This window comes from Burkholderia sp. Ax-1719 (assembly GCF_011753055.1).
Classification (GTDB): Bacteria; Pseudomonadota; Gammaproteobacteria; order Burkholderiales; family Burkholderiaceae; genus Paraburkholderia.
Genome location: NZ_VWWJ01000013.1, coordinates 1 through 15,358 on the forward strand (window position 1 = coordinate 1; position 15,358 = coordinate 15,358).

Consider the following 15,358-nt stretch of genomic DNA (forward strand, 5'->3'; position numbering starts at 1 on the left):
GCGCACGCTCGCAGCGGCGGGGCTCGCGGTGGTGTCGGGCCTGGCGCTCGGCGTGGACGGCGCGGCGCATGAAGGCGCGCTGGGCGAACGCGGCGGCACCGTCGCGGTGATCGGCACAGGCGCGGATCTCGTCTATCCGGCCGCGCATCGCCCGCTTGCTTTGCAGATCGCCGCGCAAGGCGCGATCGTCACCGAGTGGCCGCTCGGCACGCCTGCGCGCTCCGCGAATTTTCCGCAGCGCAACCGCGTGATTTCCGCGCTCGTGGAAGGCGTGATCGTGGTGGAGGCCGCGATGCGCTCGGGCTCGCTCATCACTGCGCGGCTCGCCAACGAAATGGGGCGCGACGTGTTCGCGCTGCCCGGCTCGATCCATGCGCCGCTTTCGCGCGGGTGTCATCGGCTGATCAAGGAAGGCGCGCAACTGGTTGAAACGCCCGAAGAAGTGCTTGAAGCGCTACAGGTGGCGCAACCCGCAGCGCCTGCGCGCCGCGCCGTTTCTTCCACGCGCAGGCGCAGCACCCAGGACGAGCAGACGCTGCCACTGGAGCTGGGTTCTCGCCCGGCAACAGTCGCGCCGCCGCTCGAACCGCAAGCCGATGCGCTGCTCGCCGCGCTGGGCCACGCGCCCGCCACGCTTGAAATTCTCGCCCAGCGTACCGACATGCCCGAAGCCGTGTTGCAGGCCACCCTGCTGCGGCTGGAACTGGCCGGCCACGTGAGCGCACTGCCGGGCGGGCGCTTCATGCGGGCATCCCGCTAACGGCCAAACCCGGCCGCCCCGGACCGCTCCGCCTCCCACCGCCAGCGCGCCGCCGTGTTACATTCGCGCCAAATGCAGCACCGATTTCAACCGCTCTATATAGAAGAGACCGCAAGGAACCACCATGCCCGCGCTTGACCTCGACACCGACGCCGACCAGATCGCCGAGCGCGTCAGCGACCGCGACACGCTGTTCGTCGCGTGCCTGTGCGCGCAGTGGTGCGGCACCTGTCGCGACTATCGGGCGACCTTCGACCGGATCGCCGAAGCGCATCCGGAGATCTGCTTCGCCTATATCGATATCGAAACGCACGCCGACCGTTTCGACGACCTCGACGTGGAGAATTTCCCCACAATCCTGATCGAAGACAGCCACGCTACGCGCTTTTTCGGCACCGTGCTGCCGCATGGCGCCGTGGTCGAGCGCATGCTCGCGGACCTCACCGCCCTGCCTGGCGTAGCCGACGCGCCGAAGCTGCGGCCCGCGCTGCTGGACGCGTAATTTGGCAGCCCTGCGCCGTCCGCCGCAACCCTTGCCCGGCGGCGTGCCGCGCCTTTATGATGGCCGCCCCGCGCCGCTGTGACGATAGCGACGAAGAAGACGCCAAAACCGGTCTGTTCGCAGACAGACCGATGACAAGAAAATCGCCGTCCGCGCGCCATGTGCTATAAAGCGGTCGTTAACGAGGCGCCCGACGGCGCGCCGGCCACGCGGCCAATCCAGACGGCATAACCGCGGGGCGCCCACCCGGATACACCCACACACAACCAGTCATGTCCAAAGCTCTGATCATCGCCGAGAAGCCATCCGTCGCGAACGACATCGCGCGCGCTCTGGGCGGATTTACCAAGCATGACGAGTACTACGAAAGCGACGACTACGTGCTGTCGTCGGCGGTCGGCCACTTGCTGGAGATTGCCGCGCCCGACGAGTACGAAGTCAAGCGAGGCAAATGGAGCTTCGCGAATCTGCCCGTCATCCCGCCCCATTTCGACCTGAATCCGATCGCCAAGAGCGAGTCGCGGCTCAAGGTGCTCACGAAGCTGCTTAAGCGCAAGGACGTGACCGCACTGATCAACGCCTGCGACGCGGGGCGCGAAGGCGAGCTGATTTTCCGCCTGATCGCGCAGCACGCGAAGGCCAAGCAGCCGGTGCAGCGCCTGTGGCTGCAGTCGATGACGCCGCAGTCGATCCGCGACGGTTTCGCGAACCTGCGCAGCGACCAGGACATGCAGCCGCTGGCCGACGCCGCACGCTGCCGCTCGGAAGCCGACTGGCTCGTGGGCATCAACGGCACGCGCGCGATGACTGCCTTCAACAGCAAGGGCGGCGGCTTCTTCCTGACCACGGTTGGCCGTGTTCAGACGCCAACGTTGTCGATCGTCGTCGAACGCGAAGAGAAAATCCGCCGTTTCGTGCCGCGCGATTACTGGGAAGTGCGCGCCGAATTCGTCTGCGCGAGCGGCTTCTACGAAGGCCGCTGGTACGACCCGAAATTCAAGAAGGACGAGCACGATCCGGAAAAGCGCGACTCGCGCCTCTGGAGCCTGCCGGCTGCCGAAACCATCGTCGCGGCCTGTCATGGCCGTGAAGGGATCGTCACCGAGGAATCGAAGCCGTCCACCCAGCTCTCGCCCGCACTCTTCGACTTGACCAGCCTGCAGCGCGAAGCCAACGGCCGCTTCGGCTTTTCGGCCAAGAACACGCTGGGTCTGGCCCAGGCGCTGTACGAAAAGCACAAGGTGCTCACCTATCCGCGTACCGATTCGCGCGCGCTGCCCGAGGATTACCTCGGCACCGTGAAAGAGACGATGGAGATGCTCAAGGAGAGCAACAACTACCTGCCGTACGCCAAACAGGCGCTCGACAAGGGTTGGGTGAAGCCGAACAAGCGCATCTTCGATAACTCGAAGATCAGCGATCACTTTGCAATCATCCCCACGCTGCAGGCGCCGAAGAATCTGTCGGAGCCGGAGCAGAAGCTGTACGACCTCGTCGTGAAGCGCTTCCTCGCCGTGTTCTTCCCGGCGGCGGAATACCGCGTCACCACGCGTATCACCGAAGTCTCGGGGCATCACTTCAAGACCGAAGGCAAGGTGCTGGTCGAGCCGGGCTGGCTGCAGATCTACGGCCGCGACGCGGCTGGCGACGACGCCAACCTCGTGCCGGTCAAGAAAGACGAGAAGGTCAAGACCGACAAGATCGCCGCGCATCAACTCGTCACCAAGCCGCCCGCACGCTACAACGAAGCGACGCTGCTTTCGGCGATGGAAGGCGCGGGCAAGCTCGTCGACGACGAAGAACTGCGCGAGGCCATGGCCGCCAAGGGTCTGGGCACGCCGGCCACGCGCGCGGCCATCATCGAAGGTCTGCTCGGCGAAAAGTATCTGGTGCGCGAAGGCCGCGAACTGATCCCAACCGCCAAGGCGTTCCAGCTGATGACGCTGCTGCGCGGTCTGGGCGTGGAAGAACTGACCGCGCCGGAACTGACCGGCGAATGGGAGTACAAGCTTTCGCAGATGGAGCGCGGCCGCTTGGCGCGCGATGCGTTCATGCAGGAAATCGCCCGCATGACGCAGACCATCGTGAAGCGCGCGAAGGAATACGACTCCGACACCATCCCCGGCGACTACGCGACGCTGCAAACGCCGTGTCCGCACTGCGGCGGGCAGGTGAAGGAAAACTATCGCCGCTTCGCGTGTACGAAGTGCGAGTTCTCGATTTCGAAGATTCCGGGCGGTCGTCAGTTCGAAATTCCGGAAGTGGAAGAGCTGCTGCAGAACAAGACGATCGGGCCGCTGTCGGGTTTCCGCAGCAAGATGGGCCGGCCGTTCTCGGCGATCCTCAAGCTCACGCTCGACGACGAGATCAAGAACTTCAAGCTCGAATTCGACTTCGGCCAGGATTCGGGCACCGAAGACGGCGAAGCGCCGGACTTCTCGGAGCAGGAAGCCGTGGGCGCGTGTCCGAAGTGCAAGGGCCGCGTGTTCGAGCACGGCATGAGCTATGTGTGCGAAAACTCGGTGGCGAATCCGAAGACCTGCGACTTCCGCTCGGGCAAGGTGATTCTCCAGCAGGAAATCGCACGCGAGCAGATGGCGAAGCTGCTGACCGAAGGCCGCACGGACCTGCTGACGAACTTCAAGTCGTCGCGCACGGGCCGTAACTTCAAGGCTTTCCTCGTCAAGCAGCCGGACGGCAAGATCGGCTTCGAGTTCGAGAAGAAGGAACCGAGCGCGAAGACGGCGGCCAAGACGGCAGCGAAGAAGTCGGCAGCGAGCGCGGATGCGGGCGACGCCGCGAACGATGCGGCTAATGACGCTGCGGAAGCTCCGGCCAAACCGGCGCGCAAGACGGCGGCAAAGACTGCAGCGGCGAAGGCCGCTCCGGCTCGCAAAACCGCCGCTCGCAAGACGCCGGCGCGCAAGACGGGTTCGTGATCGGCTTCTGATGTACTGATGGTGCGCGGCGCATCAAACGCGCCGCGCCCGCAAGAGAAAAGGCGCAGCTTCTTACGAAGCTGCGCCTTTTTTATCGCCCTTTGCTTTTCAGCGCGCCAATTACAGCGGGGAAATCGCCGAAGTCCGCGTGCGGCCCGTCGAAGCGCGGCCCGCCTTGGGCGCGCGCTCGGTTTCTACACTGCGGCTGGAGTCGAGTAGCTCGGAGATCGGTTCCGCGCCGTCGAACGCCTCGGGCACGACCGGATGCGCCGCGCCGTTGTGCGGCGCCGCCATGGCGTCGGCGGGGCGCGACTGACCATCCTTGACCCACTGCTCGCCAAGCTGGCTGTTCGGCGTCTGGCTGAAGTGCTCGACCAGATGGTCGATGAACGTACGCACCTTGGCCGGCAGGTGGCGGCGGCTCGGGTACGCGACGTTGATCTCGACCTGCGGCAGGCGGTAATCGCCCAGCAGACGCACCAGACGGCCGCGCGTCATATCGCGCCCGATCAGGTAGCTCGGCAGGATCGCGATGCCCATGCCGAGCAGCGCGAACTGACGCAGCATTTCGGTGTTATTGGCCACGATCACGTTGCTCGGGCGCACCCGCACTTCGCCTTCCGGCCCCGTGAAAACGCGCTCGTCGCCCCAGTACTCCGAAGGCAGCGACAACGACGGATGCTCCATCAGATGCTCGGGACGCGTGGGCGTGCCGTGCTTTTCCAGATACGCGGGCGTCGCGCATACAGTCATGCAGCCCGTCGTCAGGCGGCGCGTGACGATGCTGGCGCTGCGCATCTGGCGCGCGGTCACCACGCCGAGATCGAAGCCTTCTTCGACCAGATCGACCTGACGATCGACCAGCGTGACGTCGGGAATCACCTGCGGATAGCGCTGCGTGTACGTCTGCAGCACGGGCGCGAGGTTGTGCAAGCCGAACACCACGGGCGCCACGATGCGCAGCGTGCCCACGGGCTCGTGGTTGCGCGCCACCACCATCTGCTCGACGTCTTCGAGTTCATCGAGGATCTGGCGCGCGCGTTCGAGATAAACCTGACCGGATTCGGTGAGGGAAAGGCTGCGGGTCGTGCGGTTGAGCAGACGCGTACCCAGCCGGCCTTCAAGGTCGGCGACGTGACGCGTTGCAACCGCATTGGAGATATCCATCGCCGAAGCGGCCCGGGCGAAACTGCCGAGGTCCGCCACTTTGACGAATACTCGCATCGACTGCAAATGATCCATGAGACAACTCCTGCCTGTTACTGTCCGCCGAAAATCGACGGAGGAAACCGGGAATTCTCCTACGACATCGGAATTCGTGCAGAAGTTGCCTCCACTATCCCGAATTTCTTCAAAATTTTCGCTACTGTCATCGAATACGCAGTGACGGAGGCTCGATTGTTTCCCATGGCGAAACAATTTTGCGCAATGCAGCGAAACTTCCGGCCTCGCGTCGAACAGAAGGCATTGTGACCCCCAATAAAAAGGACCGCTCAAAAGCGGCCCTTTTTGACATCGCGCTCAAACAATCTCGACTATAAAGATAGTGAGCACTCACATTCGCGCATCAAAGGCGCGCTTCCAACGCGGTGCGCGCTTCGCGCAATGCCTGCGGCAAGCCCTGCGCGAGCGTTTCGAACAGTTCGGTATGGAGCGCGAGTTCCGCCCGCCAGGCTTCGGCATCGACGGAAATCACCTTGTCGAACTGCTCCGGCGTGAAGTCCAGCCCGCGCCAGTCGAGGTCGTCGTAGCGCGGCGAGACGCCAAAAGCGTGGCCCTCCCCTTCGGCCTGGCCTTCGATGCGGCGCACCATCCACTCCAGCACGCGCATGTTTTCGCCAAAACCCGGCCAGACGAATTTGCCGTCGTCGCCCTTGCGGAACCAGTTCACGCAGAAGATGCGCGGCAGCGTCGCGCCCAGTTGCGTCAGGCGCTCGCCCACATTCAGCCAGTGGCCAAAGTAGTCGGCCATGTTGTAGCCGCAGAACGGCAGCATGGCGAACGGATCGCGGCGCACCACGCCCTGCTGGCCCGCTGCCGCTGCCGTGGTCTCCGAACCCATCGTCGCGGCCATGTAGACGCCTTCGGTCCAGTCGCGCGCCTCGGTCACGAGCGGCACCGTGGTCGAGCGGCGGCCGCCGAACAGGAACGCGTCGATGGCTACGCCCTTGGGGTTCTCCCAGTCGGCGTCGATCGACGGGCACTGCGAGGCCGGCGCCGTGAAACGCGCATTCGGATGCGCAGCCTTGCGGCCGGTTTCCTTGCCGATTTCGGGCGTCCAGTCCTTGCCCTGCCAGTCGATCAGGTGGGCGGGCGGCGTGTCGGTCATGCCTTCCCACCAGACGTCGCCGTCGTCGGTCAGCGCGACGTTGGTGAAGATCACGTTTTCCTTGAGCGTCGCCATGGCGTTGAAGTTGGTCTTCTCGCTCGTGCCGGGTGCGACGCCGAAGTAGCCCGCTTCCGGATTGATCGCGTAGAGGCGGCCATCGGCGCCGGGTTTGATCCAGGCGATATCGTCGCCGATGGTGCTGATCTCCCAGCCGTTCATGGCGGGCGGCGGAATCAGCATGGCGAAGTTGGTCTTGCCGCACGCCGACGGGAACGCCGCCGCAACGTGATATTTGCGCCCTTGCGGCGACTTCACGCCCAGAATCAGCATGTGTTCGGCGAGCCAGCCTTCGGCGCGGCCCATCGTCGAGGCAATGCGCAGCGCGAAGCACTTTTTGCCGAGCAGCGCATTGCCGCCGTAGCCCGAGCCGTAGCTCCAGATCTCGCGCGTTTCCGGGAAGTGAACGATGTACTTGGTCGCGTTGCACGGCCACGGCACGTCCTGCTCGTCGGCCGCCAGCGGCGCGCCCACGCTGTGCACGCACGGCACGAATTCGCCGTCCTCGCCCAGCACGTCGTACACGTCACGGCCCATGCGCGTCATGATGCGCATGTTGACGGCCACGTACGGGCTATCGGAAAGCTCCACGCCGATGTGCGCGATCGGCGAGCCGAGCGGGCCCATCGAAAACGGCACGACGTACATCGTGCGACCGCGCATCGAGCCCGCGAACAGGCCGTCGAGCGTCGTGCGCATTTCGGCGGGCGCCATCCAGTTGTTGGTCGGGCCCGCGTCTTCCTTCTTCTGCGAGCAGATGAAGGTACGATCCTCGACACGCGCCACGTCCGAAGGATCGGAGCACGCGAGATACGAATTCGGACGCTTTTGCGGATTCAGGCGGCGCATGGTGCCGGCATCGACCATCTGCTGGCAAAGACGGTCGTATTCCTCCTGCGAGCCGTCGCACCAGACGATGCGCTCGGGTTGGGTGTGCGCGGCAACGCTTTGCACCCACTCCACCAGTTTTCGGTGGCGGACCCAGTCCGGCGCTTGCGCGGCGGCCTGAGCGGGGAAATCGGGATGGTTCATCGAAGTGTCTCCAACTGGGCTGATAAAAAATCGTTTCAGGCCCTTTTCGACGCTGCTAGCGAGAGGCGCAACCGCCGCGTATCGAGTGTTCCGCTATATTTCGGACACCCTGGTTCGCGCGGATGGGCAGGTCGTCAAGGCCTTATCAGCGAGGGTTCGCAACCGTCTGTAAAGCGGCTTGCATCGCGGCCCGTCAAACTGATAAAAGTGAAAAATTCTCGTTCAAACTGTTGCTAGCCGTATTGAGCGCCGTCGCACGGATCGCAAATTGAATGCCTGTTTGTTGTCAGTTTTCTGTGTTCCGTTCCGTGCAATGAAGGCTTCCCTATATTCATACCAGCCTTCCCGACGCTGCATAGTGGGATAACCACCAGATGAACACCGTGTTGCACCGCGTTTCGCCGGAATTTGCCGATGCGCGTGTGCTTCACCACCCAAGCGCCTTACCGAATTGCACCACCCTCTATCCTCGCTGCCATGAAAATTGCCATCCTTGACGACTACCAGGACGCCGTCCGCAAGCTCGACTGCTTTGAACTGCTCGCCGATCACGAGGTCAAGGTCTTCAACAACACGGTGCGCGGCCTCGGCCAGCTCGCCAGCCGCCTCTCGGAAGTCGAAGCGCTCGTGCTGATCCGCGAACGCACGCGCATCACCTCGCAACTGCTCGACAAACTCCCGCATCTGCGCATGATCAGCCAGACCGGCAAAGCCGGTCCGCATATCGATATCGAAGCGTGTTCGGAGCGCGGGATCGCCGTGCTCGAAGGCACGGGCTCGCCCGTCGCCCCCGCCGAACTCACGTGGGCGCTCATCATGGCGGCGCAGCGCCGCATTCCGCAGTACGTCGCCAACCTCAAGCAAGGTGCCTGGCAGCAGTCGGGCCTGAAAACCTCGGCGATGCCGCCGAATTTCGGCCTGGGTCAGGTGCTGCGCGGCCAGACGCTCGGCATCTGGGGCTACGGCAAGATCGGCCGCCTGGTGGCCGGCTACGGCAAGGCGTTCGGAATGCGCGTGATCATCTGGGGCCGCGAGCACTCGCTCGAAGCCGCACGCGCCGACGGCTATGAAGCCGCCGCGAGCCGCGAAGCGCTGTTCGAGGAAAGCGACATCCTTTCGCTGCATCTGCGCCTGCACGACGACACGCGCGGGATCGTCAAGCAGGAAGACCTGCTGCGCATGAAGCCCACGTCGCTGCTCGTGAACACGAGCCGTGCGGAACTGCTCGAAGAAAACGCGCTGCTCGGCGCGCTCTCGCACAATCGCCCGGGCATGGTGGCCATCGACGTGTTCGAAAGCGAGCCGATCCTGCAGGGCTACAGCCTGCTGCGCATGGAGAACGTGATCTGCACGCCGCACATCGGCTATGTGGAGCGTGAAAGCTACGAGCTGTACTTTGGCGCGGCGTTTCGCAATATCCTGGCGTTCGATGCGGGCGATCTCTCGCACGTCGCGAATCCGGATGCGCTGCAAGGCGGTCGTCGCAAGTAAGCGTCACGATCGCTCGCAATACGAAAAAGGCGGCCAGTGGTGAACTGGGCCGCCTTTTTTTGTCGGCGATGTCGATGCGGACTTATGCGTGCGCCGCGGCTTCGAGCACGTCGGGCAGACGCTCCAGGAAGCGCTGGCCGTCCTCGTATCCGAGGTTATAGGCGTGCTGCATCTGCTGCGGGCTCGTGTAGTCCCAGCTCGAAATCGGCACTTTCGCGGAAGGCTGGATGTAAAGGCGCTGCTGTTCGCCGCCCGCCTGCGTGCTGTGCTTGACCACAAAAGTCTGCGGACGCGGATACAGCCGCGTGACCATCACGAGCACGCGGCCTGGCGTATCGTCGAGCGCACCCACGGGCACGTTGTCGACCATGCCGCCATCGAGCACCGGGCGGCCATTGCGGCGCAAAACCGGCGTGAAAGGCGGCGTGCAGGACGATTGCAGCACCAGATCGGCGAGATCCTCGACGCGCTCGCAGGCCTGCGCCGTCACGAACTCGGGATAGAAGCCGAGCTTCTGGCCGAGCGTCGGATGCAGCGTCTTGCGCACGTGCTTTTCGATGTTGTACGCGATCAGCCCGGCCGCCACCGCGCTGCGCGCGCCCAGCCAGCGCGGCACATGCGACACGCCGATGCGGATCTCGGGCGCGTCCTGCAGCTTGTCGAACTGCGGCCCGTAGATATCGAGCAGCGCCTGCCGATAGATGCGGTAGTGCGGAAACACCGACTCGCTGCGCAGCAGATTGCCCCAGTACGCGTTGCGCTTGTTGTGCTTGAGCGCTTCCTCGTAATAGCGCATGACCCACTGCGAATCGCGCGTGTAGATCATGCAGGCCGTAGCCGCGCCGGCCGAGATGCCCGTAATCACGCGCGGACGGATCTGCAGCTGCGGCTGCACCACGTCCCAGAATCCCGCCTGCCACCAGCAGCGATTGCCGCCGCCCGCAAAGACCACCTGATCGAACATGTCCTTCGTCTCTTCCGGATACCGAACGCGATAGCTTAGTCGAGCAGCGCGTATGTCGAGGTCGCGTGGACCGCCATGCGGCCCTCTTCGTCGTAGAGTTCTATTTCGCCGAACACCAGATTGCGGCCCATGCGCAGCACGCGCGCGGTGACCGTCACATCGCCCTTGCGCACCGCGCGCATGAAGCTGGTGTTGAGCGCGACGGTGGTCATCGGCTTGAACTCGCCGAGCGCCGCGCTGATCGCGACGATCATCGCCGTATCGGCGGCCGCCATGAAGACCTGCCCGCAGATCACGCCGCCCGCGTGGCGCAGCTCGCCGGAAAACGGCAGACGCAGCGTGGCGCTTTCTTCCGTGACCTCGACGGGCCGCAGCCCGAGCGCCTTCACCCACGGCGCCAGCACGCGCTCGAGCAGCGCGTCGATTGCCTTTTCGTCCATCGTCTGGTGCCCGTCCTTGCCTGTCTCGTATCTTGTTGGGATTGGCGCCGCACGGTCTGGGAGACGCGCCGGGCGGCGTGGCCACATGATACCGGCAGGAATTGCCGATGGATGATGGAAGCAGGGAAAGCGCGCGGGAGGGGGCGAGTAGCGGCGGTTCTGGAGGGTGGCTTTTCAGGCCTTCCAACCCCGACCGAAGTTTTTTTAGGAAATTTGCGAAAAGGACTTGCCAAGTCTCAAAACGACAGGCATAATCTTTCTTCTGTTGGGGGCGTTAGCTCAGTTGGTAGAGCAGCGGACTCTTAATCCGTAGGTCGAGTGTTCGAGTCACTCACGCCCCACCAAAGAATTCAAAGGGTTGCAAGCGATTAGCTTGTAACCCTTTTTCTTTTTCTCGCGTCATGTAACCCCCGTGTAACCAAATTTGGTCAACGGGTGTCAACACCTGCTGAGATTCCATCGAGCACGCGCATGGCGTGGCCGACAACACGCGCAGCGAAACCGACCAGCTTGACCGGCTAATAACTCTCGTTTGACGGCCATGCGCTCTTGCGCCGCTCGCCGCGACGACAGCTCATCCATCGGAATTCTTTTTAATAGGCGGCCAGTCTGGTCGCGACGGTCACGCGCGGTTACTCGATTTTCTCCAAGTCGAGTTGTAGGGTCCAAATACCCCACCACCCCAGTCTTGCGGCCCCCCTGTCACCCCACCCCATTCTGTCATCACCGAGAACGTGACCACACCTAGTGGAACTCTCGGGAGAGTGCTGAAAATCGAGCAATGCTTGCTCGACAGCCGTTCAATTAAATTAGACGCGACGGACCTCAATCATGATGGCTTGGCACTACACAACCGGACAGAAATACGAACATCAAACAAACCGGCATCCTCCTACCTGCTGACATCGGCGTTTTGCCCCCCGAACAACCGATTCTCTGGTTCTCTACCCATCCACGGTATGAACCGACAGCGATGAAACCTCTGGCGGACTCAAACGGCAAAATCATTCGCAGGTTGACGGTCGATGAAATGTGGGAGATAGCCGACGGTCTTTACCGGTTCGGCTGCCCAATCGGCCAGCTCAAATACGGCGAGAATTTGCGTAAGGCGGCGAAGATGTCATCAATCTGGTGGCGACGCCTCGTGAAGAGCGGAGTGAAAATGAAGGCGGACCCGGCCGATTGGTGGGGACATGTTGGCTCATTGTCTCTGACCGAACTCACAGTCGAGAAAATGAACGCCGATAAGCGATGGATTCCCGTTGGCTACTGAGGCTAGGAGCAAAATGATGTTGGAATTCGAAACCTTGGAAGAATTCTCAGTTGCGTCGGAGGTCAGCGACGCGACGGTCACCGTGAAGCTGCGTCGTCTGCTTAACCACAAGCCGACCCGGTTCAGTCCCGCGCCATACTGTCTCGACCTGACGGTCGGGAGTATTTGTCGTCAGCATTACGGCATTGATGAGCTGCATGCCCGCGAGACCGCTGCTCGGTTCTTGCTGACGCACATTAAGGGGATTGCTCCGCCGCTGTGTTGAACGCGGCTCGGTCGCGAGAAAGCCGCCGCGGGAGCGGCGGCCCCCAACCGGGCCACCCCACACCTAACAACCTAAATCGAAAGGCCACGGAAACAGCGGGTTCCGTGGCCGTCTGAACAGACTGACCAGCTTGACCGGGAATGTTCTCAGTCGAAGTAGTCGAGCAGTTGCATCAGGTCAGCCGGATGCTTCATTAAGTGATAGCTCCAGCGACCGAATTGACCCTCGCGGTTGACGGCCTCGCACCACCGCTTGGCTGCCGCTTCTTTTACGAGAGCGTCGTCAATCACCTGCCCCTTGATTTCGACCATCAGCTTTTCACCGGACACCAGCTCGACGATGAAATCGGGCAAGTAGCTCCGCTTGTTGCCGTCTTTCCGATAAAGCACGACAAAGCCGAGATGGTCATTCTTGACCCAGGCTCGGACCTTCTGGTGCGTATCGAGACAATAGGCTGCGCTCTGCTCCCATTTCTTGGTATCCGCCACCATTGCGTTCAGATGGCTGCGGGTGACCGGCCATAGGTCGCGGCCAGTGGCGAATTCGACAAAGCGTGTCGAACGCATACCCGCTGCGCCTGCCGGGATATTAGGCCGCTCTTGAGCCTGTCCGCTCTCATCGACGGCCTGCACGTTGTCAATGATGCAGCCGACCGCTTTACTGAAATACGGGTTCAATGCTACATCCTGAGGCGCGCGGTTTCCCTTGCAAACGAGCTTGGTCGCTAGAAACTGCTGCGCGTAAGCCAGCAACTGCGGAAAGAGGCGATGCGTGGGAATACTGTCGCCTTTTTCTTTCTGCCACTGTTGGACAAGTGTGCTTGCGAGGGTGAAGGCGACCTGCTGCACGCGAACGCGTGCGCGCCACGCTTCCAACGTCACCAGTTCCGCTACACCTGGGCCATATGCGGCCAAGCGACCATCAGCCCCTGCTAGCCCCATCATGAGCGTTGTGTCCGGCACCTCAAGCGGGTCCAGCGTAAGCGTGGGAACCTTGGCCCAATCCAACGAAATACGAGTGATGCCGGGGTCCGTGTAGCCTTCGACCACAGGAAAGGTGATTTCAAAGTCGGCCTTGGCCGGGTCGGCGTATATCTGATTCGAAGGCGGCGTCGGCGGTGGTGCCCCGTCGCCTTCTACTTTGAACGGAATCAGCTCGAACGGGACGCCGAACACCTTGGCAGTCTCCTCCCGGAAGAAACCTGTGGCCTCATCAATGGCGTATGACGTGCGGCGCAGCGCGCGGCCCACCACCTGCTCGCAAAGCAATTGAGAGCCGAACGGTCGCAGGCCCACGACGTGGGTCACCGTATTGCAGTCCCAGCCTTCCGACAGCATCGCCACACTGATGATGCAGCGCACGTCGCGCCCTGGGGGAATGCTGGCGTCGATGGTCACCAAGCCGCTGTCTTCGTCGTCCAATGCCTTGCGGTTGTGCTTCTCGACCAGTGCCTCGTATTCCTCCGGGATATGGCCACCAGGCCAGGCAGTCTTGCCGATGGTATCCAGCACAAAGCGCAAGCGCCGAGCCTCATCGCTGCCGTTCGCACCAGAGGCGATGTCCTCCGCAATCTTGCTGTCCACGCGGATGGTGTTTTCCTGGCCGGGCTTGTTGCGGAACTCAAGCGGCGACTGGCCGTAGTCCGGCTTGCCGTTGGCCAGCCATTCATACAGTTCCTTGGCCAGCGCGGTATCACGACAAACTACAATGAATACAGGTGGCACATCGGTCTTTCGGAAGCCATCTTTGAACTGAGCTTTCCAGGTATCCAGTGTCTTACGCCACTCGTCGGCAAGCTGCGTGACAGGTGTAGTCGCATAGCGCATCACCATGTCCGGACTGAGCTTCGCCTTGCCGCCGCCGTCTTGGTCGATACGCTCTTGAACCCAGCGCCACACATTGAAGTAGGCCGGAGTTTCGCCACCGGTGATGTCCTGGGTCGGCAATTGCGGGATTTTGACCAACCCTGCTTCAATACCTTCCAGCAAGCTGAAATCGGACACCACCCAAGGGAAGGGCTTGCCCACCTCATTGCCGGAACCCTGGATAAAGAACGGGGTGGCGGACAAGTCCACGCACAGACGCACACCGTTCTTCGAGCCATTCAATGCCTTGTTGATGCGGTCTAAGCCTTCAATCCAGACGGTGGCCTCGCGCGCATCGGCGTCGGCGGTTTCTTCGTCGAGTGCGTATTCATCATCGGGCTCTTCCTTGCCGCGCCTGTAAGCGTGGTGGGCTTCGTCGTTCATCACCATGATGGCGGAACTGCGCCCCTTGCGATTGCCCAGCACCCGGCGCAAGAATGCCGCGTCGCTCTCGTAGTATCTGGTTTCCTTGACCTCGAAAGCCGTCAGTACACCGTGGCGGTCCTTGACCTCGACGACGATTTCGAAAGCGCCCGTCAATGCCTGCTGGCGAATGTCGGCCTCAGTCAGTTGGTCTTTGCCACCGAGTTTGACTGTGCGCCGCTTTTCGACAGGTGTGCCGCGCTTGACCACCTTGGCCGACGTGCCGTTCACGTCCGAAAGCTCGCGACGCTCAAGGTTGTGCCAGTTGGTGACGAAAACCTCGCCGCGACGCAGGTCGGGCATGCGATGCAGCGGTACTAGCTCACGAGTGCGATAGAGGCTGATTTCGTCGAGATTGGGGTCGAGTTCGTGCAGCCGGTCGCGGACCGTGACGTTAGGGCAGACGATGAGCACGGTGTCCGAGTAATTCGGATTCGTGGAATCTGCCACTTTGTTCAGAATCGACCACGCGGCCAGCATACCCATGACGGTGCTCTTACCCGACCCGGTACACATCTTCACCGCGTAGCGGATGAATGCCTTGTATCCAGCTGCCTTAGCGTCATCGCCCGGTTCGTCGGTCGGGATGCGAATACCCTGCTTCAGGTCGTCCGGCCCTTCTATGAGAAGGAGTACAGTTTCGACCGCCTCAAGCTGGGCGAAGAAAAGTCGCTGTTTGCGGTCGGTTGAGTGCCACAGAGCTAATAGCTCCCTGGTGACTTTTGTCGCTCCGCTGTATTCACGAGCACGCCATTCCTTCAGGCGCTGACGGATTAGGTTCGCGGTATCAAGCAGGTACTCATTGCCTTTCGCATCTTGGTCAAACAGTACCGTCTGCTTCTTGGCTTTCTTGCCGCGCCCAGCATGTTCCGGCACGCGGAAAAAGTAACTCGCCGGGCGACGCCCTTCGCGCTTCTGTGGCTGCTTGCCTTCCTCGATGTGCCAATGAAACTTTGGCTCATCGAACGGGGAATTGATGATGGGTGCTTCGACGGCATTGATTTGCGACATTGCCAAT

General features: G+C 62.2%; 11 protein-coding genes and 1 tRNA gene. 7 read left to right on the forward strand and 5 right to left on the reverse strand.

Going from position 1 to position 15,358, the window contains the following annotated elements:
• From F3J17_RS21550 to F3J17_RS21560, 3 genes are all read left to right on the forward strand, one after another.
• On the forward strand, nucleotides 1–760 hold a 760-nt coding region (locus F3J17_RS21550; RefSeq protein WP_167063425.1), incomplete at its 5' end, for a DNA-processing protein DprA.
• 124 nt (nucleotides 761–884) lie between these two features.
• Nucleotides 885–1,262 carry a thioredoxin family protein gene (locus F3J17_RS21555; RefSeq protein WP_167063428.1) on the forward strand — a complete coding sequence of 126 codons (378 nt, stop codon included), beginning with the start codon at nucleotides 885–887 and terminating at the stop codon, nucleotides 1,260–1,262.
• A gap of 272 nt (nucleotides 1,263–1,534) precedes the next feature.
• On the forward strand, nucleotides 1,535–4,201 hold the full coding sequence (locus F3J17_RS21560; RefSeq protein WP_167063431.1) for a DNA topoisomerase III: 2,667 nt from the start codon (nucleotides 1,535–1,537) through the stop codon (nucleotides 4,199–4,201).
• Between the two features lie 120 nt (nucleotides 4,202–4,321).
• Here the strand turns inward: F3J17_RS21560 and F3J17_RS21565 are convergent, their stop codons facing one another.
• Nucleotides 4,322–5,443, reverse strand: coding sequence for a LysR family transcriptional regulator (locus tag F3J17_RS21565; protein ID WP_167063434.1), 1,122 nt, complete (start codon nucleotides 5,441–5,443; stop codon nucleotides 4,322–4,324).
• Between the two features lie 325 nt (nucleotides 5,444–5,768).
• Nucleotides 5,769–7,619, reverse strand: coding sequence for a phosphoenolpyruvate carboxykinase (GTP) (locus tag F3J17_RS21570; protein ID WP_167063437.1), 1,851 nt, complete (start codon nucleotides 7,617–7,619; stop codon nucleotides 5,769–5,771).
• A 477-nt stretch (nucleotides 7,620–8,096) separates the two neighbouring features.
• On the opposite strand from F3J17_RS21570, the gene F3J17_RS21575 reads away from it, so the two are divergent.
• Complete coding sequence (locus tag F3J17_RS21575; protein WP_167063440.1) at nucleotides 8,097–9,110, forward strand: D-2-hydroxyacid dehydrogenase family protein; 1,014 nt, start codon at nucleotides 8,097–8,099, stop codon at nucleotides 9,108–9,110.
• Nucleotides 9,111–9,192: 82 nt separating this feature from the next.
• Here F3J17_RS21575 and F3J17_RS21580 read toward each other — a convergent pair whose 3' ends face one another.
• Both F3J17_RS21580 and F3J17_RS21585 read right to left on the reverse strand, forming a co-directional pair.
• Nucleotides 9,193–10,074, reverse strand: coding sequence for a patatin-like phospholipase family protein (locus F3J17_RS21580; protein WP_167063443.1), 882 nt, complete (start codon nucleotides 10,072–10,074; stop codon nucleotides 9,193–9,195).
• Nucleotides 10,075–10,109: 35 nt separating this feature from the next.
• On the reverse strand, nucleotides 10,110–10,514 hold the full coding sequence (locus tag F3J17_RS21585) for a PaaI family thioesterase (RefSeq protein ID WP_167063446.1): 405 nt from the start codon (nucleotides 10,512–10,514) through the stop codon (nucleotides 10,110–10,112).
• A 268-nt stretch (nucleotides 10,515–10,782) separates the two neighbouring features.
• On the opposite strand from F3J17_RS21585, the gene F3J17_RS21590 reads away from it, so the two are divergent.
• From F3J17_RS21590 to F3J17_RS21600, 3 genes are all read left to right on the forward strand, one after another.
• Nucleotides 10,783–10,858: transfer RNA gene (locus F3J17_RS21590), tRNA-Lys, on the forward strand.
• 629 nt (nucleotides 10,859–11,487) lie between these two features.
• Nucleotides 11,488–11,787, forward strand: coding sequence for a hypothetical protein (locus F3J17_RS21595; RefSeq protein ID WP_167063449.1), 300 nt, complete (start codon nucleotides 11,488–11,490; stop codon nucleotides 11,785–11,787).
• 13 nt (nucleotides 11,788–11,800) lie between these two features.
• Nucleotides 11,801–12,052 (forward strand): hypothetical protein, encoded by a 252-nt coding sequence (locus F3J17_RS21600; protein ID WP_205194900.1) that lies wholly within the window; start codon nucleotides 11,801–11,803, stop codon nucleotides 12,050–12,052.
• A 146-nt stretch (nucleotides 12,053–12,198) separates the two neighbouring features.
• On the opposite strand, the gene F3J17_RS21605 is transcribed toward F3J17_RS21600, so the two are convergent.
• A complete protein-coding gene (locus tag F3J17_RS21605) occupies nucleotides 12,199–15,351 on the reverse strand; it encodes a DEAD/DEAH box helicase family protein (RefSeq protein ID WP_167063454.1) in 3,153 nt (1,050 codons plus the stop codon).
• Between the last annotated feature and the right edge of the window lie 7 nt (nucleotides 15,352–15,358).